This window comes from Paenibacillus sp. NPDC058177 (assembly GCF_042883835.1).
Classification (GTDB): Bacteria; Bacillota; Bacilli; order Paenibacillales; family Paenibacillaceae; genus Paenibacillus_AQ; species Paenibacillus_AQ agri.
Genome location: NZ_JBHVVB010000003.1, coordinates 637,334 through 662,054 on the forward strand (window position 1 = coordinate 637,334; position 24,721 = coordinate 662,054).

The 24,721-nt window shown below is 47.4% G+C and carries 24 protein-coding genes and 1 pseudogene; 6 read left to right on the top strand and 19 right to left on the bottom strand.

Features of this window, described 5'->3' with window-relative positions:
* Positions 1-188: 188 nt before the first annotated feature.
* Both ACFVU8_RS16805 and ACFVU8_RS16810 read right to left on the bottom strand, forming a co-directional pair.
* Complete coding sequence (locus ACFVU8_RS16805) at positions 189-671, bottom strand: MarR family winged helix-turn-helix transcriptional regulator (protein ID WP_387428621.1); 483 nt, start codon at positions 669-671, stop codon at positions 189-191.
* Positions 672-771: 100 nt separating this feature from the next.
* Positions 772-1,359 carry an NAD(P)H-dependent oxidoreductase gene (locus tag ACFVU8_RS16810; RefSeq protein WP_387428623.1) on the bottom strand — a complete coding sequence of 196 codons (588 nt, stop codon included), beginning with the start codon at positions 1,357-1,359 and terminating at the stop codon, positions 772-774.
* A gap of 133 nt (positions 1,360-1,492) precedes the next feature.
* On the opposite strand from ACFVU8_RS16810, the gene ACFVU8_RS16815 reads away from it, so the two are divergent.
* The 4 genes from ACFVU8_RS16815 (at position 1,493) to ACFVU8_RS16830 (ending at position 4,599) form a co-directional block, all read left to right on the top strand.
* Positions 1,493-1,921, top strand: coding sequence for a MarR family winged helix-turn-helix transcriptional regulator (locus tag ACFVU8_RS16815; protein ID WP_387428625.1), 429 nt, complete (start codon positions 1,493-1,495; stop codon positions 1,919-1,921).
* Positions 1,922-2,179: 258 nt separating this feature from the next.
* Positions 2,180-3,049, top strand: coding sequence for a substrate-binding periplasmic protein (locus ACFVU8_RS16820; protein WP_387428628.1), 870 nt, complete (start codon positions 2,180-2,182; stop codon positions 3,047-3,049).
* A gap of 64 nt (positions 3,050-3,113) precedes the next feature.
* Positions 3,114-3,797, top strand: coding sequence for an amino acid ABC transporter permease (locus ACFVU8_RS16825; protein ID WP_175370075.1), 684 nt, complete (start codon positions 3,114-3,116; stop codon positions 3,795-3,797).
* A gap of 37 nt (positions 3,798-3,834) precedes the next feature.
* On the top strand, positions 3,835-4,599 hold the full coding sequence (locus ACFVU8_RS16830; protein ID WP_387428789.1) for an amino acid ABC transporter ATP-binding protein: 765 nt from the start codon (positions 3,835-3,837) through the stop codon (positions 4,597-4,599).
* A gap of 139 nt (positions 4,600-4,738) precedes the next feature.
* Here the strand turns inward: ACFVU8_RS16830 and ACFVU8_RS16835 are convergent, their stop codons facing one another.
* The 15 genes and pseudogenes from ACFVU8_RS16835 to ACFVU8_RS16905 all read right to left on the bottom strand — a co-directional run bounded on the left by ACFVU8_RS16835 (position 4,739) and on the right by ACFVU8_RS16905 (position 20,170).
* On the bottom strand, positions 4,739-5,356 hold the full coding sequence (locus ACFVU8_RS16835) for a histidine phosphatase family protein (protein ID WP_387428631.1): 618 nt from the start codon (positions 5,354-5,356) through the stop codon (positions 4,739-4,741).
* 76 nt (positions 5,357-5,432) lie between these two features.
* Positions 5,433-6,419 carry a zinc-dependent alcohol dehydrogenase family protein gene (locus tag ACFVU8_RS16840; RefSeq protein ID WP_387428634.1) on the bottom strand — a complete coding sequence of 329 codons (987 nt, stop codon included), beginning with the start codon at positions 6,417-6,419 and terminating at the stop codon, positions 5,433-5,435.
* An 18-nt stretch (positions 6,420-6,437) separates the two neighbouring features.
* Entirely contained in the window at positions 6,438-7,013 is a 576-nt protein-coding gene (locus tag ACFVU8_RS16845) for a VanZ family protein (RefSeq protein WP_387428636.1), read from the bottom strand.
* A 32-nt stretch (positions 7,014-7,045) separates the two neighbouring features.
* The gene (locus tag ACFVU8_RS16850) at positions 7,046-7,891 is read right to left on the bottom strand and encodes a M15 family metallopeptidase (RefSeq protein ID WP_379465504.1); all 846 of its coding nucleotides are present in this window, start codon (positions 7,889-7,891) and stop codon (positions 7,046-7,048) included.
* 116 nt (positions 7,892-8,007) lie between these two features.
* Positions 8,008-9,108: pseudogene (locus ACFVU8_RS16855) on the bottom strand (sensor histidine kinase).
* A complete protein-coding gene (locus ACFVU8_RS16860; protein WP_379465506.1) occupies positions 9,101-9,796 on the bottom strand; it encodes a response regulator transcription factor in 696 nt (231 codons plus the stop codon). Before ACFVU8_RS16860 ends, ACFVU8_RS16855 begins: the two are co-directional and overlap by 8 nt.
* Before the next feature lie 396 nt (positions 9,797-10,192).
* Positions 10,193-12,394 (bottom strand): Tex family protein, encoded by a 2,202-nt coding sequence (locus ACFVU8_RS16865; protein ID WP_387428792.1) that lies wholly within the window; start codon positions 12,392-12,394, stop codon positions 10,193-10,195.
* Positions 12,395-12,556: 162 nt separating this feature from the next.
* Positions 12,557-13,759: an MFS transporter gene (locus ACFVU8_RS16870; protein ID WP_379465507.1), complete on the bottom strand. Its 1,203-nt coding sequence runs from the start codon at positions 13,757-13,759 to the stop codon at positions 12,557-12,559.
* A 184-nt stretch (positions 13,760-13,943) separates the two neighbouring features.
* On the bottom strand, positions 13,944-14,540 hold the full coding sequence (locus ACFVU8_RS16875) for a TetR/AcrR family transcriptional regulator (protein WP_387428793.1): 597 nt from the start codon (positions 14,538-14,540) through the stop codon (positions 13,944-13,946).
* Positions 14,541-14,732: 192 nt separating this feature from the next.
* Positions 14,733-15,083 carry a type II toxin-antitoxin system PemK/MazF family toxin gene (locus tag ACFVU8_RS16880; RefSeq protein ID WP_066367250.1) on the bottom strand — a complete coding sequence of 117 codons (351 nt, stop codon included), beginning with the start codon at positions 15,081-15,083 and terminating at the stop codon, positions 14,733-14,735.
* 3 nt (positions 15,084-15,086) lie between these two features.
* A complete protein-coding gene (locus ACFVU8_RS16885) occupies positions 15,087-15,368 on the bottom strand; it encodes a CopG family ribbon-helix-helix protein (RefSeq protein WP_066367449.1) in 282 nt (93 codons plus the stop codon).
* Between the two features lie 214 nt (positions 15,369-15,582).
* A complete protein-coding gene (gene alr / locus ACFVU8_RS16890; RefSeq protein WP_379465508.1) occupies positions 15,583-16,764 on the bottom strand; it encodes an alanine racemase in 1,182 nt (393 codons plus the stop codon).
* Between the two features lie 214 nt (positions 16,765-16,978).
* Complete coding sequence (locus ACFVU8_RS16895; RefSeq protein ID WP_387428639.1) at positions 16,979-18,064, bottom strand: outer membrane lipoprotein-sorting protein; 1,086 nt, start codon at positions 18,062-18,064, stop codon at positions 16,979-16,981.
* 574 nt (positions 18,065-18,638) lie between these two features.
* Positions 18,639-19,601: a DUF4367 domain-containing protein gene (locus tag ACFVU8_RS16900; RefSeq protein WP_387428642.1), complete on the bottom strand. Its 963-nt coding sequence runs from the start codon at positions 19,599-19,601 to the stop codon at positions 18,639-18,641.
* On the bottom strand, positions 19,598-20,170 hold the full coding sequence (locus ACFVU8_RS16905) for a sigma-70 family RNA polymerase sigma factor (protein ID WP_379465511.1): 573 nt from the start codon (positions 20,168-20,170) through the stop codon (positions 19,598-19,600). Before ACFVU8_RS16905 ends, ACFVU8_RS16900 begins: the two co-directional genes overlap by 4 nt.
* A 210-nt stretch (positions 20,171-20,380) precedes the next feature.
* On the opposite strand from ACFVU8_RS16905, the gene ACFVU8_RS16910 reads away from it, so the two are divergent.
* Positions 20,381-21,271 carry a LysR family transcriptional regulator gene (locus tag ACFVU8_RS16910; protein ID WP_387428643.1) on the top strand — a complete coding sequence of 297 codons (891 nt, stop codon included), beginning with the start codon at positions 20,381-20,383 and terminating at the stop codon, positions 21,269-21,271.
* A gap of 198 nt (positions 21,272-21,469) precedes the next feature.
* Positions 21,470-23,671: a YhgE/Pip family protein gene (locus tag ACFVU8_RS16915; RefSeq protein WP_387428646.1), complete on the top strand. Its 2,202-nt coding sequence runs from the start codon at positions 21,470-21,472 to the stop codon at positions 23,669-23,671.
* 26 nt (positions 23,672-23,697) lie between these two features.
* Here the strand turns inward: ACFVU8_RS16915 and ACFVU8_RS16920 are convergent, their stop codons facing one another.
* On the bottom strand, positions 23,698-24,072 hold the full coding sequence (locus ACFVU8_RS16920; RefSeq protein WP_387428647.1) for a hypothetical protein: 375 nt from the start codon (positions 24,070-24,072) through the stop codon (positions 23,698-23,700).
* A 216-nt stretch (positions 24,073-24,288) separates the two neighbouring features.
* On the bottom strand, positions 24,289-24,642 hold the full coding sequence (locus ACFVU8_RS16925) for a hypothetical protein (protein ID WP_175370059.1): 354 nt from the start codon (positions 24,640-24,642) through the stop codon (positions 24,289-24,291).
* Positions 24,643-24,721 lie beyond the last annotated feature (79 nt).

Sequence of the window (24,721 nt, forward strand, 5' to 3'; positions counted from 1 at the left end):
TTCTTCGTATACTAGCAGCATTCGGAGTAGGGTGCTGTAGCCCGAGAGGAACGTCAGTCCCGCCGCCGTACCTGAAAGCACACTGGACTGTGGAGCTGAAGCTGGCCCCCTCTTACCGCATATCGTACGTTGAAATTCTTGATCTGATTAGTATAACTGGTGTAATTTTTTTGTTGTATCCTCTTGGTTCATAGTAACCCTTCCTCTATCATTATTCCACAAAACCCGCGCTTGCCGCCTTTTTTAACCAATTCCCAATCCGTTTCTATGTTAGTTCTTATCCTGTGCAATAGGTTTAAGGCAACTTCCAGTTCCGCTTCGGAAAAGCCCTGCAAGGCTACAGAATTGGAGTACTCTTCTTCTCTTTTCAAAAACTGATAGATTCGTTCTCCTTCTTCTGTTGGATACAGCTTCAAGATCTTCTTGTTGTCTGGATCACTTTGCTTCTCTATCAGTCCGTCAGACACAAGATTCTTAATGGAACGCGAAGCCGTTGTCCGATCCACCTTCAGCATATCTGCAACCCGCTCCTGAATGATGCCAGGGTTCTCACATATCCGCACAAGATATAAATATTGCCCCTTCGCAAGGTGAAATTCTTTAAATTCGATATTGCTTATCGATTCAAAACATCTAGCAATCATACCGACTTCTCTCAGTATTTCTTTCATAGGGGTAGCTCCTAGCGTGTAATGACACTCATTATTTTTGTTGCATTTACAACATTACCTTACTTCAAAATTGTTGTAAACGCAATAAAATAAGATGGCATTACCGTCCCACTGCCTGAAAATAACGATGGATCTTGTTCAGCTTCGCCTTATGCCGTCCACGCGGACTCTCCATGCTGCCAAACTCGAAGAATTTCACCTTCTTGATACCGACATAATTGAATAATGCTTTGCGCATTAAAGCCTTGTGCGCGTTGTTCAGCAATAAAAGCATATAGTTCGCAGGCCCTTTCATAACCGAAATGCAGACGACCGATTTACCCTTCAACAACCCCTCCGGCAGCATCTTGCCTGTATCCTTATAAGCAAATCCCGAGGCGAACATTTGGTCAATATAGCCCATAAGCATCGCCGGTGGCCGCCCCCACCAGATCGGATACACGAATACAATTTTGTCTGCCCATAGAAGCTGTTCCCGGTACTCGGCAAGCGCGGGTTCTTTGTACATATCCCGTCTGCGCTTGTGCTCATTAAACACCAGAACGGGATCAAAACCTTCTTCGTAAAGATCCAGCACCTTGATTTCCTCAATCCTGTCGTTCTCGTTGCCTCCCTTAATAACTTCCTGTAAGAAGGCGTAGCTCAAGCTTCGATGGTTAGGATGCGTATAGATGACGAGCATTTTCATAATTTGAACCCCTTTACTTATCATTTGATAACAAAATGGTAGCACGGTCATTATTTAGTTGTCAATTGATAACTTTCATTTGATAATTGTTTTTTGATAATTAATTTGCTATGTTGTCAAGGGAGGGGATTCTGTGGACAAGAGTGCTATTTTTCAAAAATTTTTGACTTTTACAGCTGCTGTGCATCAAATCTCGAATGATTTCACTAAAGACGTCAGACCGGGTGATATTACCACCGTTCAATATAAGATCCTGGAATACATTGCTGTCAGTCAGCCTTCTACACTCAGCAGTATCAGTGAATGCATGCATATGTCCATGCCAAATACGAGCAGGGAACTTAAGAAGCTAAGCGAGAAGCAGTTCTGTGAGAAGGTTACTGATCCGGAGGACCGGCGCAAACAATACATCCGGCTGTCGGCCAAAGGGGAAGCGTTGATGAATGAAGTGTTCGGCCGAATTGAAGCCCAGTTCGATGAGCGCTTACAGAACATCTCCGAAGACGAGCTGAAGGAGTTAGAGCAGGCTATAGATCTGCTGCATACGAAAGTGTTTTATTGATTCATTGGTCATTTGCCGTTTGGACACCAAGATATATATAAAACATGAGAAAGAGGCGATCCTTTGAGGATGGCCTCTTTCTCATACATATCCTTCCTCAAGGGTAAATATAATCAATTTGAATAAGACCTTTAAAACCTACTTGACAACTATGATTAATGGGACTATATTATTGTAAAAATCACCATTTTTGATAATAGATTATTGAATATTGATAATCTATTACACACTACCCTATGAATGAAGGAAGGTTTTCCAATGAAAAGGCTCACCTCATTATTCTCTTTAACATTCGTACTGCTTCTCCTCTTGGCAGGCTGCAGCCAGAATTCCAGCGCACCTGCTAGCTCCGGTACAGAGACTCAAACCTCCTCTGCGGAGCAAAACAGCAGCAAGGACGGAAGCACCGACGAAAATACATTAGACAAAATTAAAAAAGCCGGAAAAATCGTTATCGGTACCGGAGGCAATTATCGTCCTTTTAACTACATGAATGAGAAAAATGAGCTGGTCGGCTTCGATATTGAATGGGGCAAAATTATTGCCGAGGGATTGGGCGTAAAGCCTGAATTCGTTACCGGACAATTCTCGGGATTAACACCAGGGCTATTGGCAGGCAAATTCGATATTTTGCTGGCGGGAGTGAATGTGACGGATGAGCGGAAGAAATCGGTAGATTTCACTGAACCGTATGGCCGTGACGGTGTTGTAGCTGTGATCAATAAGGAAGGTAGCAACAACCCTGCAGATATTAAAGATCTTGAAGGCAAAGTAGTTGGAGTAATCGGAGGCGCTACCGCACAGGCCGTTGTTAAGAGTATTGGCGGCTACAAGGAGATCAAGGAATATCCGGGCGAAACGGAAGTCTTCAAAGATCTGGTCAACAAACGTGTGGATTTGGTCTCCATTGGCCGTGATGCTGCCGGGGATTATCTGAAGAACTCTCCTGACGGCTCCAAGCTGGAGATTGCCGGAGAGCCCTACACCATCGTAGACGTAGCCATTCCTTTACGCAAAAATAATGCCTTGCTGAAGGAAGCGATCGATAAGATCATTCTGGAGAAGAAGCAGGACGGTACGTATCAGAAGCTTGCACAGGAACATTTTGGACTTCAATTTGATAAGTAAATAATTAACGCTTTCGGCCCTCCGCATCGGTAATGTAAGCTGCCGGTACGGGGGCCGTTAACTTATGGGCATAAAGAAAGGAGCAGCACGATTGAATCTGGAAACAGTGGTTCAGGTTTTTCCCTTCCTGCTAAAAGGCGCTCTTGTTACCTTTGAAATTTCAATATTGGCCATTATTATCGGTACGGTGCTTGGTTTCTTTTTGGCCGTACTACGCTTATCGCATAATAAGCTGGTGCGCTTCCTGGCTACTACATATATATGGGTATTCCGCGGCGTTCCGATCTTGATGGTTCTTGTGTTCATCTATTACACGCCCCCCTTCGGGATCACCTTATCCGCCTTCGCGGCCGGACTACTGGGTCTCTCCTTTAATGCTGCGGCCTATAAGGCTGAAATTATCAGAACAGGGTTATTGGCTATCCCCAAGGGACAGATTGAAGCTGCGGAAGCGATCGGGATGACCCCGTGGCAAATTCTGATTCGCATTCGGATTCCACAGATCATTCGCTTCATTCTCCCAACGTATATCAGCAACTCGGTGGCGTTACTCAAGGAATCGGCCCAAGTGTCAGTCATTACCGTCCCCGATCTTATGCTTAACGCACAGAGCCAATTCAGCAGTACCTATATGCCATTTGAAACGCTTGGTGTCGCAGCTGCACTGTACTTGTGCATGACCAGTGTGCTAATGACCCTGCAAATCTATACCGAACGGAAACTAAAATTGCATGCCGGCCGCAGATAAGCAGAAGCTGGCACACGCCAATGAGGAGGTTACAGCCATGCCGGTTCTGGAACTGGTGGATATCAGCAAGACTTTTGGCACGAAGACCGTAGTGCAGAAGACAAACTTCTCCATTCAAAAAGGAGAGGTAGTCTCTATCATCGGGCCCAGCGGAGCCGGGAAAAGCTCTCTGCTGCGCATGATTAATCTGCTGGAGGTTCCATCCTCCGGTGTAATCGTCATCGATCGTCAGCCCGTGGAGTACAAGCTCAATCGCGCCAGCCAGCTTACCTTCCTATCGAAGTTTAAACTGAGCAAGGTCAGAGGCAAGGTCGGAATGGTCTTTCAGCATTTCAATCTGTGGGAGCATAAGACGGTTCTGGAGAATATTATCGAAGGGCCGGTCAACGTTAATAAAAAATCAAAACGGGACGCAATCCGTCACGCCGAGGAGCTCCTGGCACGGGTAGGCTTGCTGGAGAAAAGAAATGAATATCCCGGCAACCTGTCTGGAGGCCAACAGCAGCGGGTGGCGATTACCCGGGCACTCGCAATGGAGCCAAGCGTGCTGTTGTTTGACGAACCAACCTCGTCTTTGGACCCCGAATTGGTAGGCGAGGTGTTGCAAATGATGACCCAGCTAGCCGAGGAGGGAATGACAATGATCGTCGTTACGCATGAAATGCGTTTTGCCCGGCAAGTATCTGATCGGGTCTTATACATGGAAGAAGGACGAATCGTTGTAGAGGGAACGCCGGAGGACATTTTTGATTCAAAAGATAACCCAAGGCTGACCCGATTCTTCAGCAGTCTGCATGGGTAGGGTAGGACAGAACTGCATTATTACTGTCGCTATTCTCTAAGAGTTCGTTCAAAACAAAAAATGACCCTCTTTCGGGGTCATTTTTTCCATCAAGGGGAACAACGTACTGTCACTTACATGTCAGTCGGCCCCATTGTATTTATTCTTCGTAATGACTAATGTCCCCATGTAACACAATTTCCGGGACACCATCCGTAATATCAATACGGCAAAGGCTTGTCGGATGAATCTCGGGCAGCCCCCAAAGCTCCTTCATTGCCTTCCCTTCGAAATAAGCCATCAGCAGCTTAATCGTTATCGTATGCGTGACAATAAGCACAGATTGCCCTTCATGTTTCTCCAGAATTTCCTGCAATTTATGAAGTGCCCTTGCCTGCACCTGTCCATAAGTCTCACTTCCCTCAAGCTCGAACTTCTCGGGGTCCTTCCAGAAGTTGTCCCACTGCTCAGGATAGCGGGGTGCTACCTCAGAATGCAGGCTTCCTTCCCATAAACCAAAGCCCATCTCCATGAAATCTTCCGAGGTCTCCAGCGGGATGCTGCGTTCCCCGCGTACAAGCTCTGCAGTCCGCACCGCCCGGGGGCTGGGGCTTGAGTAGATGGCATCCAGCGGTACGGTGTGCATTCCCTTTCTAAGCCATTCCGCCTGTTGCAGGCCCCGTGGCGTCAGGGGAGAATCCTCAGATCCCTGCATCCGATGTACGAGATTCCACTCTGTCTCTCCATGCCGTGTCAAATATATTTTCGTACTTCCCATGACAAGATCCAGCTCCCATTCCTCTAGAATGAGCCAATATTAACATACTTACTATTCCTTGTCTGTTCATTCCTGCCTAATCACTCAACATAATCTTCCCGGTGTTCCTCCCGGGAGAACTCGCCGCATAAACGGCCTCCCTAATCTCTGTCAGCGGGTAACACGCCGCGGGAGGCATCAACGATAAGTGCCCCTCCATGATCATGGAAATGATGGCGTTAAAGCTTGCCTGCCACGTCTGCACAGAGACCTGCTGATTCCAGTGTCGCAGGTGGAACAGCTTCACATCGATGCCCCTACGACTCAGTTCCGTCCCGTTCAGCGGAATGCCTGACAGCAGTCCTAGCGTTACGAACTTCTCGCCACGGCGAAGACACATGGACAACTCCATGCCTGAGGGTCCACCGATCGAATCAATTCCAGCTGTAGCGCCGTCCCCCTCCGTCAGTTCCATCACCGTGTCATACAATGATGAGGTTGCCGTATCAATCACTTGAGACGCACCCAGTCGGAGCAGCTCGTCTGTATAGTAATTATTGCGAGTTACGGCGATCAGGCGGAATCCGAGCATTTTGGAGAATTGGGCCAGGATACGTCCAAGCGCAGAACCAGCGGCGTTGACCACCAGCGTGTCTCCCGGACCCAGCTTCAATGTTTCCGTACAAATGACCCAGGCTGTGACCGGATTTATGTAAAGTTGTGCGGCCGTATAATCATCCATCTCGTCAGGAACAGGAACCGCCCATTCTGCGGGAGACGTCACATATTCCTGCCAGGTCCCTTCCCCGCGCAGGGGCAACACACGCTTGCCCATAAGTGCCGGGGAAACGTCTCGTCCCACTGCTATCACTTTCCCTACACCTTCGTACCCGGGAATGGCAGGAAGTGAGGTGCGGTGAGCGTAAGCCCCGGTAATCGGAATCAGATCAGAAGGATTGACTGGAGAAGCCAGCATCCGCACAAGAATCTTACCGGCACCCGGGAATCCAATCGGTTTAAGTTCATATTGTACACTATCCCTTGGGCGTCCAAATTCGTAGAATCTTACACATCCGGCTTCCATGGCAATCACTCCTATGCTTCATTTATCCAGAAATAGATACTCCGGTGTACTCAGGCGCTGCTGAGACCTCGGCGTCTCTCCTCCCCGGTCAGCCTCACTGTCTGGCTTACGGCGGGCAGGCCCCGAGAACATTTTATACAGAATATAACCTACTAACCCGCCCAATGTATTCAGGAGCAAATCATCCACATCGAACGTTCCGATGGCCAGCACAAGCTGGGTGGACTCGAAACACAGGCTAAGCAGCAGCGAACACATCAACACTTTGACAACTGACCATTGAACGTTTCGGAAGACGACCGGCAAGAACAGACCAAGCGGGATGAACGCCAGTACGTTGCCAGTCAGATTGATATTCAGAAAAGGGTTCGATAGCGACAGGTGGTGCAGATCTCTCTTAATCTCATTAAAGGGTACCAGATTGTAGGGGCGAAGAAAAATCCTCCCCGGGTCCTGCAACGTACGCTGGAATTGCTGTAGTAGAATATGTACGTCCACATGCCCACCTTTGAACAGGATCACCTTGACCAATAGATACAGATATGCGGTGAATGATATGAGTGTTAGCACACCGGGTGATTTGGAATTCTTCATGTTGTCCTCGCCTCTCTCATCTCAGGTTGTCTTCACTTCTCGCTCGTCACGATGACGCCATCGACGTTATTGCCTGATATTTCATAACGCTGATTCACTGGAATTCTGATCATCACATTGTCCGTGACCGGGTAATAGGTTACTTCGTAAGTCCTGCCCTCAGCTTCAGCAGTAAGGCTTTTTTTCTCCCGAAGATAGTCCAGATACTGCTCCAGCACCATATCCTTCTCCTGCATTATTGCACTGTGCGGCAAGCCAACATAACGAAAATGCCAGGGCTCGTACTGAATTCCGGTAATCGCCGTCTTGTCCTCCGGGTAGCGAAGTACAAAACCGTACTTCCAGGCATTTTTCTTCAACCATTTCCCTTCCGGCGCCCTTTTCATCTCTGCTTGGGAAGATCCGACGTCCAGCGACAAGCCCAGATTATGTTCACTACGACCCGGCGGAAGCGCAACCTGCGATCCTTTTTCCCGGTATAGCGCCTCCTGTTCTGCAAAGTCACGGTAACCACTACTGATCAGAAAACGACTGACCCCATCCTGCTCCGCAGCCTGAACCATCTTCACAAAGGCCTGAGCTACCGACCTCGACAGACGGAGCTTCGTGTCCATCAGTGCATATCCCTGCGTAAGCTCCGAATGCTCCGACAGCTTCACGATATCGGATTTGATGCTTGCCTCATGCAACGGATTATCCTTGTTAACAAGCAGCAGCTCCCCCTGATAAATCTGGGATGCCGCGACCATCTGGAACGCATTACTGCCCGGCTGGGGATCAATGGCCTCGCCCTCTTCGGTAAGACCCTTCGAAACATATTTAATGGCTATCCCACCCAGCATAAGTACAACAACTACAAAAAAGCCCCACTTTTTCATATACAGTTAACCTCCCTGATTCCTCTTATCTTCAGAATAGAGACCACTGTTTAAAAAAAAGCGGGGCTAAATATAAAGTTTTCCTTAAATTAGAAGGGTGAACCTCTCCATAGTTCTTAAACTTGATGACTCTCCTGCGGCAGTCTCACTTCAAAGCAGGTACGGACCACACTGCTCTCTACAGTGATGGTGCCCTGATGCTGCTCGACGATATTTTTGGCAATAAACAGACCCAGACCTGTTCCGCCTTCCTGTTGACTGCGCGACTCATCGCTGGTGTAATACATCTCGAAGATATGCGGCAATTTCTCTGGTGTGATATATCCGCCGTAATTCAACACCTGTATAACAACCTCGTTGCCTTCCGAGAAGCTGTTGATATCAACGAATTGACCATCCTTCCCGTACCTGGCGGCATTGCTGAGCAGATTCTCAAACACACGGGCTAATAGCTCTCCATCACCCTGAATCTGCAGCTTGGGCACGATGTTCAGCCTTGCGCTGAGATGATTTTTTTCGAATACCGGATACATTTCCTCACTGAGCTGCATCAACAGACCACTGAGATCCAGTTGGTTCTTCTGGAGGGGCAGCATGCCATAATTCATCCGGGTAATCTCGAACAGTTCATCAATAAGCTTCTCCAGGCGCTAGGATTTGGTATAAGCAATCTCGGTAAAATGTCTGGTCTGCTCCTCGGTCAGTTTGTCCCCCTTCAGAATCCAGTCCAGGTAGCCCAGAACCGAGGTAAGCGGTGTGCGCAGATCATGGGCCAAATTCACAATCAGCTGATCTTTGCTGCTCTCCGCAAACGCCCCCCGTTCCACTGCCTCCTGCAGCTTCTCACTGGCGAGATTTAGTTCTTTGGCAATCGCGCGAAACTCATCCTTGGAGGAGATATCGACCCGGTGCTTGAAATCGCCGCTTGCCAGATGGTGAATGCCTTTGGTGATTTCATTAAAGTAGGAAGCATACGGCTTCGTGAAAAGGTAGAAGAAGAAGATCGCGAGCGGGATAAAGATCAGCAGGAAAAAGTAAATATCCCCAATGTTGGACATAATGTGGCGGTAATGAGCCAAGGGATCTTCACGTTTCACTCCGGAATAATACATCTGAAGAAGCCTGTAAATGACATAAGTAATACTGCCGGACAGAAGCATGCTGAGTCCCAGGAATGTGATCATTCTCGTCCGAAAACTGAGCAGCCCTCTATCCATTGAACGTGTACCCCACGCCCCAGATCGTTTTAATAAATTTGGTCTTGTTCATGTCCTCGCCCAACTTCTTACGCAGGGTACGGATATGCACCATCACGGTGTTGGCGCCTTCGTAGTACGCTTCGCCCCATACCTGCTGAAAAATATTTTCCGAGCTGAAGACCTGCTTCGGATGGCTGGCCAGCAAATACAGAATATCGAACTCCTTCGGCGTCAGATCGATGGCTTGTCCGTACAGCATCACCGTATGCTGCTCGGAATTAATGCTGAGTCCCCCCGCTTCCAGAACAGCGCTGGCCGCCGCAGCTGGCTGGCTGAACTGCATGGACCGGCGCAGCTGTGAATTCACTCGTGCTACCAGTTCCATCGGATTGAATGGTTTTGTCATATAGTCATCCGCCCCGATGACTAGTCCTGTGATTTTATCGAGATCAGAGGTTTTGGCACTCAGAAAAATAATCGGCATATGGTGCTTCTCGCGGATCTGCCGGGTAACCTCGTATCCGTCCAGCTCCGGCATCATAATATCGAGAATTGCCAAATCCACGGTCTGAGTCTGTACAGCTTGAACCGCCTCTTTTCCGTTAAAAGCCTTGATAATATGGTATCCCTCTTTGGTCAGGTGCAGCTCGACCAGATCGGCAATTTCTGCTTCATCATCTGCTATCAGAATCGTTATTCGTTTCACTGTATTCACTCCCACCCGTGTTCACTGCTCCTGGCTGTTGTTGCTCTATAGATGAATTCAAGAATCAAACGTATTGCTTGGTCGTCACTACGGTGAATGTTTGGACTTCCGGTCGCTGTTGTCCCCAGATTTCTTCAATTAAACCGCTTCTAGCGGTTGAAATCTGGGAACAGTCTGTGCTTCCGATGCGAGCTTTCCTGTGGAAAGCTTTCAGGCGAGCGCTAACGCTCCTACAGTTCCAAACCTTCCCCTTCGTTCCTTCTCGCTTTTTGTTACTTTCTTTCATTCATCTTATATGTCAGGAACCGTCTCTGATTGTATACCCTCATTATACAAAAAAGCTACCTGCATATTGTAACCATGCAGGTAGCTTTACTAAATTCAGTATGCCGTTGCCTAATTTTCTGTACGCGGCGGGCGCATCGTGAGGCTGACCCGGCCTTTCTTAAGGTCCACACCCATGACCCAGACCGTCACGTTATCCCCGACGGAGACCACGTCCATGGGATGCTTCACGAAGCTGCCGCTGAGCTGGGAAATATGGACCAGCCCGTCGTTCTTGATCCCGATGTCGACGAACGCGCCGAAGTCGATCACGTTGCGGACGGTGCCCTGCATCTCCATGCCGGGCGCCAGGTCCTCGATCTTCAGCACATCGGTGCGGAAGATCGGCAACGGCAGCTCCTCGCGCGGGTCACGGCCCGGACGCTGGAGACTCTCCAGGATGTCACGCAGGGTCGGCACGCCGACATCTAGCCGGGCAGCCAGCTCCTCCGGCTTCTGTGCCGCCAGCTCAGAAGCCACTTCCTTACTGCCGAGACTGGATACATCCAGTCCGAGCGTCTTGAACAACCGGTCCACCACCGTGTAGGACTCGGGGTGAATTGGTGTCCGGTCGAGGGTGTTGTCGCCTCCCGGAATCCGCAAGAATCCGATGCACTGCTCATAGGATTTCGCACCGAGGCGCGGCACCTTCTGCAGCTGCTTCCGCGCGGTGAATTTGCCGTTCTCCTCGCGGTATTTGACGATGTTCTTCGCAATCGTCGCATTCACGCCGGAGACGTACGACAACAGCGACGGCGACGCTGTATTCACGTCAACGCCGACATGGTTAACGGCCGATTCCACGACGGCCTTGAGGCTCTCTTCCAGATGCTTCTGCGAGACGTCATGCTGGTATTGCCCGACCCCGATCGCCTTGGGGTCGATCTTGACCAGCTCCGCGAGCGGGTCCTGCACGCGGCGGGCAATCGATGCGGCGCTGCGCTCCGCCACATCAAGGTCCGGGAACTCCTCCTGCGCCAGCTTGGAGGCGGAGTAGACACTGGCTCCCGCTTCATTGACGATCAGGTAGGCCAGGTCGGGATTGCCGATCTCGGCAATCACCTCGGCCGTGAACTGCTCCGTCTCGCGGGAGCCGGTCCCGTTGCCGATTACGATGAGCTGGATGCCATACTTGGCGATCAGCTCCTTGAACTTGGCAGCGGCTTCGCGCTTTTTGTTATTCGGCGGTGTCGGATAGGTCACCGCCACCTCCAGCAGCTTGCCAGTATCGTCTACGACGGCCAGCTTGCAGCCTGTGCGGTAGGCAGGGTCCACGCCGAGGACGCAGCGGCCTTTGACCGGCGGCTGCAGCAGCAGGCTCCGCAGATTGCCAGAGAAGATCGAGATCGCCTGATTCTCGCCCTTCTCCGTCATTTCCCCGCGCACCTCACGCTCCACAGACGGAGCGATCAGACGCTTGTAAGCATCTTCGATAACACTTTCCAGCAGGTCTTTGACCGGAGAAGGTCCCTTGATGACCTTGCGTCCGATGAAGGCATGAATCTTATCTGACACAATCTCAATGCCCACCTTGAGTACACTTTCCCGCTCTCCGCGGTTGATCGCAAGAATACGGTGCGGCGGCATTTTATGTACCGGCTCACGATAGCTGTAATAGTTCTCATATACCGATTCCTGCTCGGCATCCTTGGCCTCCGAGACCAGAATTCCCTGGCTGGCCGTATACTGGCGCACCCAGGAACGGATGGCCGGATCATCGGCGATATTCTCGGCGATAATGTCCATCGCGCCTTGCAGCGCTGCCTCCGCCGTCTCTACGCCCTTCTCGGCATCGATGTAACGGGCTGCCTCCGCCTCGGGGCTGCCTTGTCTCGGCTGCCCGATGATCCACTCTGCCAGGGGCTCCAGCCCCTTCTCCTTGGCTACGCTGGCCCGGGTCTTCCGCTTCTGACGGAATGGGCGGTACAGATCCTCCACCTCCTGGAGCTTAACCGCCTTGGCGATTTGCTCCTGTAGCTCAGGAGTCAGCTTTCCTTGCTCCTCAATACTGCGGAGAACATCTTTCTTCCGATCGCTCAGATTACGAAGATAACCGAGACGCTCTTCGATATCGCGCAGCGCGTTCTCGTCCAGTTCCCCCGTCATTTCCTTCCGGTATCTCGCAATAAAGGGAATCGTGTTACCCTCATCCAATAATCCTACTGTGGTCCGCACTTGCTTGGGCGCAATGCTTAGTTCTTTGGCAATCGCCAGAATAATCGTTTCCTGCTCGCGCTGGGCAGCCGCTTCATCGGCCACGGCTCCAGCATTCATGTTCTCTGCAGTCAATACAATCCCTCTTTCCGCCTCGCAATTCTGTACAACCTTCATGCTAAAATAGTATCACAGATTCGGTCCGGTACCAAAATGCCCACGCCGGACACCGCTCCGGAGTACACGGAGAAGTGGCAGCGTGGGCATTTTCATAAGGAAATCCTATGACGTCTGCTGGCCTCTCATGCTCCGTTTACTGGAGCTGAGTGACAGGATAAAGGACACGGCAAGGACCAGCGCCGCTACCGCATACGGGAAATTAATGTTGATATCAAACAGATAACCGGCCACGATCGGTCCGGCAATGTTGCCGAGGCTCGTATATGCCGAGTTCATACCGGCGACAAACCCCTGTGAATCCCCGGCCATTTTGGATAATTGCGTGCTCACCGCAGGTCGCAGGATATCCATAGCCAAGAATACGATAAAGGTAACTGTAATGATCGCCCAGTAGCTGCTCACAAATACCGTCAACAGAATAAACACGGCCGAGGCCAAGAGACAAATGGCGATCACTCTGTTCTCTCCGAAGCGATTCAGAATCCAGCCAAAAGCCGATACCTGAACCACTGCACCGGCAATGGAACCAAACGTAATGACGAAGGCAATATCCTTCGGCGTAAATCCGAATTTATGATCCACGAACAATCCGAATACCGTCTCGTAATTGGCGAGGCCGAAAGCGAGTACGAATACAATAACCAGACTGAAGAAATAAGGCTGGCGGTAAGATTGCACAAGCTGTAACAACAGGCTTTCCTGGTTCTTTCCAGAGGTTTTAGCTTCTTTACGCTGCTCCGCAGTAAGAGATTCCGGCAGAACCGCGAATGTCACCACAGCAATAAGACCTGCCGCGATGGCTGCCACGAAGAACGGCGCGCGGATGCCGAACTCAGCAAGATAACCGCCAATCCCGGGTCCAATAATAAAACCAGTCGAGATGGCTGCATTGATCAGCCCCATTCCTCTGGCCCGTTCCTCCAAGGAGGTCGTATCTGCAACGTAGGCCATAACTGCGGGCATAATCAGGGCCGCTCCCGCTCCGCCCAGCATTCTGGAGATGAACAGCATCCAAGACATATTCGCCAAGCCGAACACTAGCTCTGACACGGCGAAAACAACTAACCCGACGACAATTATATTCTTCCGTCCCATTGTATCGGACAACCTGCCCGCGATCGGAGACAAGAGCAGCTGACTAAGTGAGAACGCCGCCACCAGTAAACCAACCGTACTTCCGCTAATATTTAGCTCATTCATAAAAGTAGGCATAATGGGTACAACAAGACCGATTCCGGTAAAAGTCAGAAAAATCGTCAACATGACAAGCAGTATAGCTCCCCGGTTTCTAAGCAGTAATGACATGATTTACCTCCGTGTGCTCCCTGCACAGTTTCGAATAATATTTTTAGGCATTCAGTGAAGCCTAATTTTCTCTGTTCTAAATATCTGCTGGTACGAGCAATCCCATACCATAAAAATAAACAACCGACCAATAGAGACCGACCACCCGGTCTAATTTAAGACATGAGAAAGCTTGCGCTTCTCACTACGTACGTATTCCCTGCAGCAACAGTCTGAGCGATTTCCGATAATATTCTTTAATTTCCTCTATCCCCATCGGCGAGCGCGAAATCTCCGACACCTTTCCGACACCTTCCAGCAGCCCACTGAGAATAACGACAATATCCTCAGGCTCATCTGCCTTGAGATAATGGGTATCTATCCCTTCCTTCACCAGATCACGGCAAGCCCGCAATGAATCATCATACATATGCCACAGCCGTTCCTCGATTTCAGCGGTATGATCCTTGATTCTTGCATACTCCTCCAGCGCCCGGATCAGCGGGTTCTGGAAATCATTGGCACAGTGCTCGGCATAGGCATAGAAGCGTTCTTCAAGATCTGCGATCCCGGCCCGCTTGATATCCCAATTCTGGAGCCATAACTCGGTATCCTCTTCCACCACGTACAAGAACAATTCATCCTTGCTGGGAAAATGGTGATACAGGCTGCCCTTGCTGACACCTGCCGCCACACATACCTCATTCATGGTTACCGCGCCGTAGCCCTTCTGGACAAACAACTTGGCCGCGTTCTGTACAATCCGTTTCTTCGTTTCTTCTCCATCTGAACGTCCTTTGATTACAAATCCCTCCTAAACCGACTGTCCGGTCTAATTATAGCAGAGTTAAAATTTAAAGAGAACCCCGCTGCAGCAAATATCATTTTCTCCTGTAGGAAAGGGTCCCATTCACCCGTTGCCGCCAGAACAAAAAGGCGCCCGGGACATATCCCGGGCGCCTTTGTTCAAGTACAGTTTATATCCTTGCCCTGCTTAGAAATCAATCAGGCCAAGGCTGATTTGCAGCGAATCATCCACCTTTTTCATTGTATCATCATCCAGGTGGGTGATCTTATCCGTTAAGCGCTGTTTGTCAATCGTCCGAACCTGCTCCAGCAGAATGACCGAATCGCGGTCAAATCCGTGAGCAGACGCATCAATCTCCACATGCGTCGGCAGTTTCGCCTTCTGAATCTGTGCTGTGATCGCCGCCACAATTACTGTGGGGCTAAAGCGATTGCCAATATCGTTCTGAATGATCAAAACCGGCCGAACTCCGCCTTGTTCGGAACCTACTACAGGCGAAAGATCGGCAAAAAAAACGTCGCCGCGTTTCACGATCAATGTCTACACCCCGCTTACTAAGCGGCCAAGAGTGCTGTCTGCATCTTCCTCCGCGAGGAACGCCTCGCATGCCATGGTCAAGTTAATCTTGGCCATTTCCATGTAGCCACGCTGCATGGACTCCCGGATGGCACGTTTCCTCCGTTCACTCAGGTACAGTTTCATGGCCTGCCTGATCAATTCACTCCGGTTGGAATTCTCCAGTTGAGCGATTCCATCCACTTCCTGCAAGAGATGATCGGGCAAGCTGATCATGATTCTTTTGGTGTTCTGCAAATTGGCCACCTTCTCTTCCACCCCCACAAACCTTCTGCCCTTGTCTTTCAGTTTAGCAATATACAAGGAATTTTATACAAGGAATATATGCTGTCAGTATATCAAGTATGCTGCATCCCATTATAAACTAGAAATGGTGGTTCGTATAGACTATACAAGACATAGTTGTTTACGATTTAATCCATTCCCAGAAACTACCTGTATATTGTTAACTTTCAGGGCATTACGGCTGCAGCAAAGCATTCACCAGGTATGGAGTGCAACCTTCGCGTATATACACGCGTGGTACACGGTGTGCCAGCATGCAAACAACTTCATAGTGAATGGTTCCCAGGTGGAGCGCCAACTCGTCTGCCGTGATCGACACGCCAGCCTGCCGGCCGATGAGTACAACTTCCTCGCCTGCTTTGATTTGTTCCGCTTCTTCAGCGAAAGATTTCAGTGATACCATACACTGGTCCATGCAGATTGTTCCGACGACGGGGACCCGGCGGCCGCGTATTAGCACCTCCGCTTTGCCGCTAAGCATGCGGGAATATCCATCTGCGTACCCCACAGGCAGAGTTGCGATAATCTCTTCGCTGTCTGTGACGTAACGGGTGCCGTAGCTGATGCCCCAGTGGGGCGGCAGGCTCTTGACATAAACTACCTGCGTCTTCAGCGTCATAATCGGGTGCAGATCGATCAGCTGCCGGTTCACCTCGGTTGAGGGATAGAAGCCGTACAAGCTGATGCCTACACGCACCATGCCCGTGGATAAATAAGGTGTATCAATGGCCGTAGCACTGTTGCCCGTATGTATGATCGGGATATCAATCTCTTGTTCCCGAAGCGTTTCCGCCACGTCCGCGAATCGTCGGTACTGCTCCATTGTATAGCTTTTGTCTTCTTCATCCGCTTTGGCAAAATGGGTAAACATGCCTTCCAGCTCCGCTTGCGCCACAAGCTGTACTTCTGCGATAAAAGCAGGTACATCCGGCGGCAACAGTCCCAGCCTGCCCATCCCGCTATCCATCTTGATGTGTACTTTCAGCCGATGTTCCGGATCTACAGGAAGCTGCCCTATAGCCTCCAGTACTTCTTTCGTGAACAGCGTCACGGTTATGTTATTCTCCCAGGCAGCAGCGATTCCATCCGGAGATGTATAGCCTAGCACCAGAATGGGGAGCTTGATCCCTGCTTGACGCAGCTGAAGCGCCTCATCCAAGAAGGCCACACTGACATAATCCGCACCCAGTGTCTCGAGCTCCCGGGTAATTTCCACTGCTCCATGGCCGTACGCATTCGCTTTGACGCACCCCATAAACTTGGTCTCCGCGGGCAAAGCCGTACGGAAAGCTTCGTAATTGGCGCGCAAAGCGTCCAGATTGATCTCGGCTGCTGTCGGTCGATAGCTTGCTTGCACTTCAAAGTCACCTTCTTACGTTGTAGTAAAACGTTATCTGTTAGTAATGTCTTACTGGTAATGGTAATGCTAACGGAAGGTGACTGTCAATGTAACACAAGCGTGTTTGGCGGCCTAAAAATAATATACCCAAATTAACCAGCGAATAAAGAAAAAACGGATACTACGCTGTAGAGGAATGATTCCCACAATACGCAGTATCCGCCTACTCCTATTACTTACCCGATTGTTCCTGCATAGAAGCGGCAACTTTCACCATTTCATCAACTGGCAGATTTGCGCTTGTAATCCGGTACTCGATCCCTTCATTCGTCCAGGTCAGCGTCTGCAAATCGTCACCACTCAGGACCCCGAAGGTGAAGCCCATATCCCACAATTTGCCAGGAGTGAGGGACACTGCACGGTCCAGCGGACGGGCCTCCATGATCGTATATTGATAAATTCCGTCGTAGCGGAGCAGCACCGCCTGATCCTTGCTGCCTTCGATTTTATTGGAATCCTTCAGGCTCACACCCTCAGGAACGTAGTTCGGCTCCACAATACCGAAGTCGCCAAGCTCTGCAGCCACCGGCGGCTGGGCATTCTCTCCATCTTCCGGTGCCGACACCGGATTGCCGTTCTCATCTACCTCGGCCACCGTACTCTTGGATGGCGTTCCGGTGGACATATTCTTTTGCATATCGAAGGAATCCTTCGTGAAGTCCGTATCAAAGGTAAAGCTGTCGAACTTCACATTCACAACAACCTTGGCTTCTGAATCGGACACCTGCACCTGCTTCGGCGCATATGACTTCTTATCCAGCCAGATCTTCTGGCGTACCAACGCACTGCTTTGATAATTCGCCGCCACCTCAAACACGAAGTTATCTCCGTCGGCTACGAACTGGCGGTTGTTATCGGAGACAATGCCTTGCACCAGCGTCTGATACAGGTAGACCTGCCCCTGATGATCCGGCCAATCGCTCTGGAAGCGGAAGCTCTTATTCAGACTCGGCGTCAGTACGAATACGCCCTCATCATTGCGCAGCACAATCTGCGTGATATCCTTCTGTACATTAGACAAGCTGATCCGGTAATAGGAAGGATTCTTGTACCATACCTCCACCTTGTATTCCTGCGGCTGCTCACCGGTATACAGAGTCATCGTGCCCGAGCCTTGATATGTTCCCTGCTTGCTCTCCAACTTGTCAGCTACATCGTTCAAATCCTTGACTACGGACGCAGCATCCTTCTTCCCGCACCCCGTGAGCACCAGGGCCACGCTCATAATGATTGCGAGTACCCATGTTATCCGGCGCATGACATCATCCCCTTAACCTGTTTTGAATGCATTGATTAGTACATGTCTATGAGAGACTTGACCACAATATGCAGACGGGCATGACAAGCATGGTTTTTGAAAGGTGAAAAGAAGTGATCATAAAGAACTTTCATGAGCCTTAGCTCACAACCCTGTATTAAAAATGCTGAAATTGTACATTTGCGTAAAAAAACCGCCCTCTGGCGGGTTCTTAAAATAGATAACCTGGTACAATAACATTGATACAACAGACATTGTAAGTTTTTAGATGCTATATAGAGCGAATAAAGGATTCAAACCACTAGTCCCAATTAAGAGCATTTTTGTACCTTATATTTTTCTTTTTGAGGATAAAAAGGGAAATAAGAGCATTATTGTACCTTATTTCTTGTGAAAGTAGTGTAGGACATGAAAACTGAAGATTTAACATACAAAATTGCCCTTAATCTACGTCATTTCTCAGTTACATCCGATTTAGGGTACAAAAATGCCCTTATTTACATTGGAGTTCTGTCGTGTTAAAAAAAAGATCCCCCGCACGGGAGATCTTCTCATTCGTACTATTAGCGCATGTTCAACGGATAGATTCAGCGATTTTCAGGACCTCAGCCCGATCCAGCCCCTTGGTTGAGAGGCCATATAATACCCCATCCGCTTCCCAGTCAAGGTTTCTATCGTCCCACATCACGGCGTCAACGCCGCTTACGCTGACCTTCTCCATCTTACCGGTGCTAGACATTTCGTATGCGGTCTCCTTATCGGAGAAGCGCTGTTGCATCCAAATCTTCGTCCCCTTCTTCTCACTGGTAAAGAACAAGTCGAGGTATTTTCCGTTAACACCGTTCTCATCCTTATAAAATTCTCCATGGTCAAAAGCGAATCCTTCCGGCAAATACTTGGGAAGCTTTACTGTGAAGAGCGCGTATTGTTCCAGTTCAGCCGGTTCCTTTACTACTACTTTTTTCGCCGCTGCCTCCTTGTCGCGCTGTTCCTGCTGGCTTTTCGTAATCAGCTCATCCCCATCAAAGCCTACGATAAGCTCACCATTGGCGTTATAGACCTCGCCCAGCTTCTCTGTATACGATTCTATCTTATTTCCGTCCTTGTCAAAAAGCTTGCCCTTCCACTTTTCTGGAAATGGCGGCTCTTGATCGGGATCGTATTGACTGGCAATAATGTTTCCCAGATTGATCTTTTGCAGAACTCTGCCCAGCATCTCCTGGGCAAAGGATGGCTTAACGAAGCTTACGCTAAGGGCACCTGCAACCAGAAGGGAAGCCATAATTATCGCTGGACGTCTGATGCTATTTTTAACCTTCATCTTTCTATCTGCCTCCTTTATCTTAATCCGGCTCTGTATCTTGTCCAAAATGTCCGACTTATTGGAAGTTTCACTGAAATCCTGTCGAGCCAGCGCCTTGCTTAAGCTCAGCAGTTCAAGGTACTCCGGAGAACCGTTCCACTCAGTGGAATCTTTCTGGTGAAGACCCTCATCGATGTCTCTGGACAACCTCTGTACCGTATCCTTGGCATTCACAGTTGTTCCACGCTCCCTATCTCCGATTTTAATTTCCGCATACTTCGGTACAGGATCACGCCGATGTTACTTTCGGACATTCCTGTGATGCTGGCGATCTCCTTATTCTTCAGATCCGCCCCGAATTTAAGTGCCACGATATTCCGCTCTTTGGCCGCCAGCGTATCCAGCGCACGGTTCAGTCCGCTGCTGCGTTCTCCCTCCAGCATACGCTCCTCAGGGGCTTGTCTTGTTGATACCAGTTCACGGATGGCATCCAGTGAGAACAAGCGAGTTCTCTTTTGGCTCCGGTAATAATCGTTCACTACGTTTCTTGCGATGGCGAACAGCCATACTTCGAATGGTGCTTTTTCCCCAGAGTAGCTGTGCAGCTTGGACAATGTCTTCTCGAAAATCTGGCTGGTCAAATCCTCCGCCGTATATCGGCAATTGACGCGATAAGCGGTATAGTTGAATATCCTTGAATAATAGGTTTCAAAAATCGTTGTGAAGAGCTTATCTTTGTCCACGACTGTATCGTTTTCTTGCTTAATTTGACCAAAAGACTGTAGCAATGCGCGCTCTTGCATTCCTCTATTCTCCTTTCTTGCAATATTCACCGGCCAAGTGATTTACAGAAGCTAATACGCTAGCAGCCGTAATCTATTACATACACTAGGAAAATTTAACTAATACTACAATGAGCTCCTCTTACTTCTCCAGTATTGTGGAGAATATTATATATCTCAGTATTTACATATGATAAAATTACTTTAATAAAAATTAATGGGGTAGATTTTATGAATATTATCCAGCTTCATTATCTTGTAGATGTAGGAGAACTAGGTTCCTTTACAGAAGCAGCTAAAAAAAACCTCATGACTGTTCCGGCAATCAGTATTTCTATCAGCCAGTTAGAAGAGGAGTTAGAGGTTTCACTATTTCATCGCTCCAGAAAAGGTGTAACTCCAACTCCCGAAGGCAAAAAAGTTATACAGCATGCGGTCTCAATCCTCAGAAACATCGATAAAATGAAAAAGGATATAGCTACTTTAAAGCATAGAAACTATGGTAATATCTTGATTTCAACCATTCCGGGTCTCGTCTCCAAAATCATCAACACCATGCTGGGGTTTCAAAAAAATTATCCCTATATAAATGTTCAAATGTTTGAAGGTGAAACGACTTCCGTTGTGAATCAGGTTAAAAATGGTATCGCGGATATGGGCTTCGTCTCTTTCTCCAAGAACCAACAAGATCCTTCACTTAATTGGCAACCTATCATAAGAGATCAAGCGATCTTGGTTGTACATAAAAGTTCAGCATTGCGTTTTAAACGAAATATACCTGGGAATGAGATAAAAGATGAAACAATTGTCCTGTACAACGACCCCTATATAAAAATGATTGCTGAAAAATTTCTTCTAAACGACGAGTCGAATAGGCTTGCTTTAGTCACAAATAACGTTGATGGACTTTTCCAAATGGTTACTAAAGGGAATGCCATAACAATCGCTACAGAATATACGCTTAATTCATTGCCTCCTTATATAAAAGATGAGCTGATTTCGATTTCAATTAACGAATTTACTACCGTGCCTAACTATTTATGGAGAATTACGCGAAAAGACCAGGAAAATTCTGAGTTGATAGAACAATTCACGGACCACCTTTTATCACAATTGACTTAAAATTTGTAGAGTCTAAATAGAAAAACGTGAGACCTTGCCGGAATGGTAAGGTCTTATTTATATTCCATAATTAAAAATAATTTAAGTATTATTAATTTTAATTAAATTTATTTTTAATAATGACGCTGATAGAATATGTTTTGTCATTCGAAACATCTTGGTTTTTATATAAATCGAATTTAATTGGAGGGTCACTGAATGATAAAACAAGAATGGAAAAATATAATTAAAAAGCCTTTTTTAATTGTGGTGATTGTTGCCATCATGCTTGTCCCCATGTTCTACTCTTTGATATTCCTGTCAGCCTATTGGAACCCTTATGGTAAATTGGATCAACTCCCTGTTGCCGTAGTTAATAATGATCGAGGGGCTGTACTAGACGGGAAGACCATTAATATTGGTAAAGATTTCGTGGATGGATTAAAGGACGATGACAAATTCAAGTGGGTATTTACTACAGAAAGAAAAGCGATGGAAGGACTCAAGAATGAAGATTATTACATGGTAATCGAACTTCCAAGCCAGTTTTCACAGCACGCCTCATCTCTATTAGGGGAACATCCGGAAAAAATGGAGTTAAATTATTATACGAATGCCGGAAAAAACTACTCTGGGTCACAGATCAGCTCTTCAGCTATTAAGGATATAAGCTCCAGCCTTTCAAAAAAGGTTACAGAGCAATATGCCGATTCCGTATTTAAAAGCCTTAGCAAAGTCGGAGAAGGTATGCAGGAAGCTAGCGATGGTTCAAAGCGGATCAACGAAGGTGTAGATAAGCTTGCCAATGGAACAACCACATTAAGTGAAAATTTAAAGAAATTAACGGACAGTAACCTGGTTCTTAAAGATGGAACAGCTAAATTACAAGCAGGTGCAATTCAGGTAGCCAATGGAATTAAACAATCCAGCGATGGAGCCAACCAGTTGAACACTGGTATCCATTCTGTATTGGGTGGTGCTGATTCACTGAAAAAAGGTGCCGGTGACCTTAATTCCGGATTACAGCAGTTATCAGAAGCCAGTAAAAAATTAGTAGCCGGCTCCGATCAATTATTACGTGGGAATAACCAACTAGCTGCCGGACTAAAGCAATCGTCAGATGGCTCCGTAGCACTCCAAAATAGTTTTGGTCAATTTACGAACAACATGTCAACTATGAATACGGCCATACAAGACGTGACTAATGAATTCTCGGATGTAAGCAGTACCGGGTCCATTAGTCAGGAAGAAATAAAGAAGGTGCTTGCGCAGCTTCAAACCATCTCAACATCAATGGACCAGCTGAATCAAGGTGGAAAGCAAATCAGTACGAGTTATTCTCAACTTGTAGCGGGTCAACACAATCTATATTCGGCTGCAAATAGTCTTGTAGCTGGTCAAAAGGAATTCAGCTCTAATTCAACATTATTTAATGGGAAGCTCGGTGAAGCTGCAGTTGCCTCTCAAAAGCTTGCTCAGGGAAGTATTGATTTATTTAACGGCACTAAGAAGGTAAGCGAGGGAAGCTCTGCACTTTCTTCAGGCCTAGTTATATTAAATTCCGGTGGGAATCAAATAGTTGAAGGTATAAATCAATTAAGCGATGGCTCGAATCAACTTTATATTGGCTCAGGTAAGTTAGCAGATGGGGCTAATGAATTATTAAAAGGCACACACGATCTTTCACAGGGAACAAGTACGCTGCATAAATCATTACAGGACGGAGCAAATAAGGTAAACGATGTGAGTACGAATGATGAAACGAATACTATGTTTGCCAGTCCGATTAATCTTGTCGCTCATAAGTTAAATGATGTGAAAGATTATGGAGTTGGATTAGCACCTTATATCCTATCCCTTGGTCTTTTAGCAGGTGGACTAATGTTTGTCTCGTCCTATTCGATGAGAACTACCACGGAGATTACAACTTCCGGGTTTTCGCATTTCATCAGTAAATATAGTGTATTATTGGTGGTCGGTGTATTTCAGTCCATCTTTGCAGATGTAATTTTAATTCATGGACTAGGTTTACAAGTTCAAAATGAACTATATTTTTATCTGTTTACTATTTTCACAAGCTTAACCCTTTATACCATCATACAATTTCTCACAGTAACGATGGATAAAGTCGGACAGTATATCATTTTCATTCTAATGCTGCTGCAGATTGGAGGAAGTGCCGGAACATTCCCGAAAGAATTAACGCCAACATTCTTCCAGTATATCAATCCTTTTTTACCACTAACCTATTCTATAAAAGGGTTCAGAGAGTTGATGTCAACCACTGTTGACTATACGTATGTTCTTAATCAAGCATTAATCTTAGCTCTTATTGGGGTTACTTTTATCACACTAACTATCCTCTATTTAACGATTACGGTAAGAAAACAATCCATTAAAACTAAAGAAATTGCAGGTTAAATAAAAGAAGAGGAATAACCACATTATCAGTGGCTAATTCCTCTTTTTAAGTCATGAAACAGCAATCCGCTTTGATCTAAACGCATAACTTCTTCTTCCACATCTGTATCTAAATAACTGTTCTCCTCATGCGCTGTGTTCATTAGCCACGGCTCCCCATTTCTCAGAAAACAAAGATCATCGGGGACTTTCGGTTGGACCCAGGAGTATAGACCCGAGGAATAAGAGAGAAGGATTTTCGTAGCTTCAGCACAACAATGAAAATAATAAATATCCGCATAATGACCAAATAACCGCGTACCTGGCCAATGATCTTCTCTTTTTTTCTCTTTAAAAAAAGGCTTTAGCTGCTCCAGTAGTTCAATTCCACTCGGATCAAGTGACATCTGATCGCGTTTCACCAGAATGAACTCATCGCATACTTCCATGGCGATCTCAATGAACGCCTCATAGGTCTTACCGGTCGGCTCTTGCAAAATAATATAGATAAGTAGGCCTCCTATGTACTGATATACTCTCAGATATATCTTCGATTATAGCACGTAGCTATAACTACATAACAAAAACAGCCCACATCTGTAAAGATGTGAGCTGTTGCTTTATGATCCCATTTGAGATTAGTTGCTCAGGTAAGCATCTGCTTGCTCAACGGTTTCGAAGTACTCCACGAAGTCACCGAAGATACGTCTCATTTGCATTTTGTAAATGGAAGAACCTGTTACATAGGCCCATTTCTTATCAGTAGATACGCCTTTTTGAGTTGCCAGTTCACTAGTAGGTGCCAGTTCCTTAGCTACTTCTTGAGACAATACTTTAGCGCCAGTCAGAATTGTAACTCCAGTGAACCCTGGTTTTACTTTTTTAAGAATCTCGGTGAACTCATCAATGTATTGCTGTGCATTGTCCAGTGTAACCTCTTGAGCGGTAACGACAACTCTGTTTTTTGCGGCATTATATTCGATTGTGAACATTTGTGCATTCCTCCATCATGTATAATCATCTGTTGTAATAAATTAAGAAAAATTTGTATTACATATTATTTCCTATTCC

Bases quoted from the DNA above. Each gene is read 5' to 3' on its own strand.
- ACFVU8_RS16810 (WP_387428623.1), bottom strand. From the start codon at position 1,359: ATGAAAATGCTCGTCATCTATACGCATCCTAACCATCGAAGCTTGAGC.
- ACFVU8_RS16895 (WP_387428639.1), bottom strand. From the start codon at position 18,064: ATGCGCCGGATAACATGGGTACTCGCAATCATTATGAGCGTGGCCCTG.
- ACFVU8_RS16865 (WP_387428792.1), bottom strand. From the start codon at position 12,394: ATGAATGCTGGAGCCGTGGCCGATGAAGCGGCTGCCCAGCGCGAGCAG.
- ACFVU8_RS16825 (WP_175370075.1), top strand. From the start codon at position 3,114: ATGGGCATAAAGAAAGGAGCAGCACGATTGAATCTGGAAACAGTGGTT.
- ACFVU8_RS16910 (WP_387428643.1), top strand. From the start codon at position 20,381: ATGAATATTATCCAGCTTCATTATCTTGTAGATGTAGGAGAACTAGGT.
- ACFVU8_RS16820 (WP_387428628.1), top strand. From the start codon at position 2,180: ATGAAAAGGCTCACCTCATTATTCTCTTTAACATTCGTACTGCTTCTC.
- ACFVU8_RS16850 (WP_379465504.1), bottom strand. From the start codon at position 7,891: ATGAAAAAGTGGGGCTTTTTTGTAGTTGTTGTACTTATGCTGGGTGGG.
- ACFVU8_RS16915 (WP_387428646.1), top strand. From the start codon at position 21,470: ATGATAAAACAAGAATGGAAAAATATAATTAAAAAGCCTTTTTTAATT.
- ACFVU8_RS16830 (WP_387428789.1), top strand. From the start codon at position 3,835: ATGCCGGTTCTGGAACTGGTGGATATCAGCAAGACTTTTGGCACGAAG.
- ACFVU8_RS16835 (WP_387428631.1), bottom strand. From the start codon at position 5,356: ATGGGAAGTACGAAAATATATTTGACACGGCATGGAGAGACAGAGTGG.
- ACFVU8_RS16870 (WP_379465507.1), bottom strand. From the start codon at position 13,759: ATGTCATTACTGCTTAGAAACCGGGGAGCTATACTGCTTGTCATGTTG.
- ACFVU8_RS16925 (WP_175370059.1), bottom strand. From the start codon at position 24,642: ATGTTCACAATCGAATATAATGCCGCAAAAAACAGAGTTGTCGTTACC.
- ACFVU8_RS16805 (WP_387428621.1), bottom strand. From the start codon at position 671: ATGAAAGAAATACTGAGAGAAGTCGGTATGATTGCTAGATGTTTTGAA.
- ACFVU8_RS16845 (WP_387428636.1), bottom strand. From the start codon at position 7,013: ATGAAGAATTCCAAATCACCCGGTGTGCTAACACTCATATCATTCACC.
- ACFVU8_RS16840 (WP_387428634.1), bottom strand. From the start codon at position 6,419: ATGGAAGCCGGATGTGTAAGATTCTACGAATTTGGACGCCCAAGGGAT.
- ACFVU8_RS16905 (WP_379465511.1), bottom strand. From the start codon at position 20,170: ATGCAAGAGCGCGCATTGCTACAGTCTTTTGGTCAAATTAAGCAAGAA.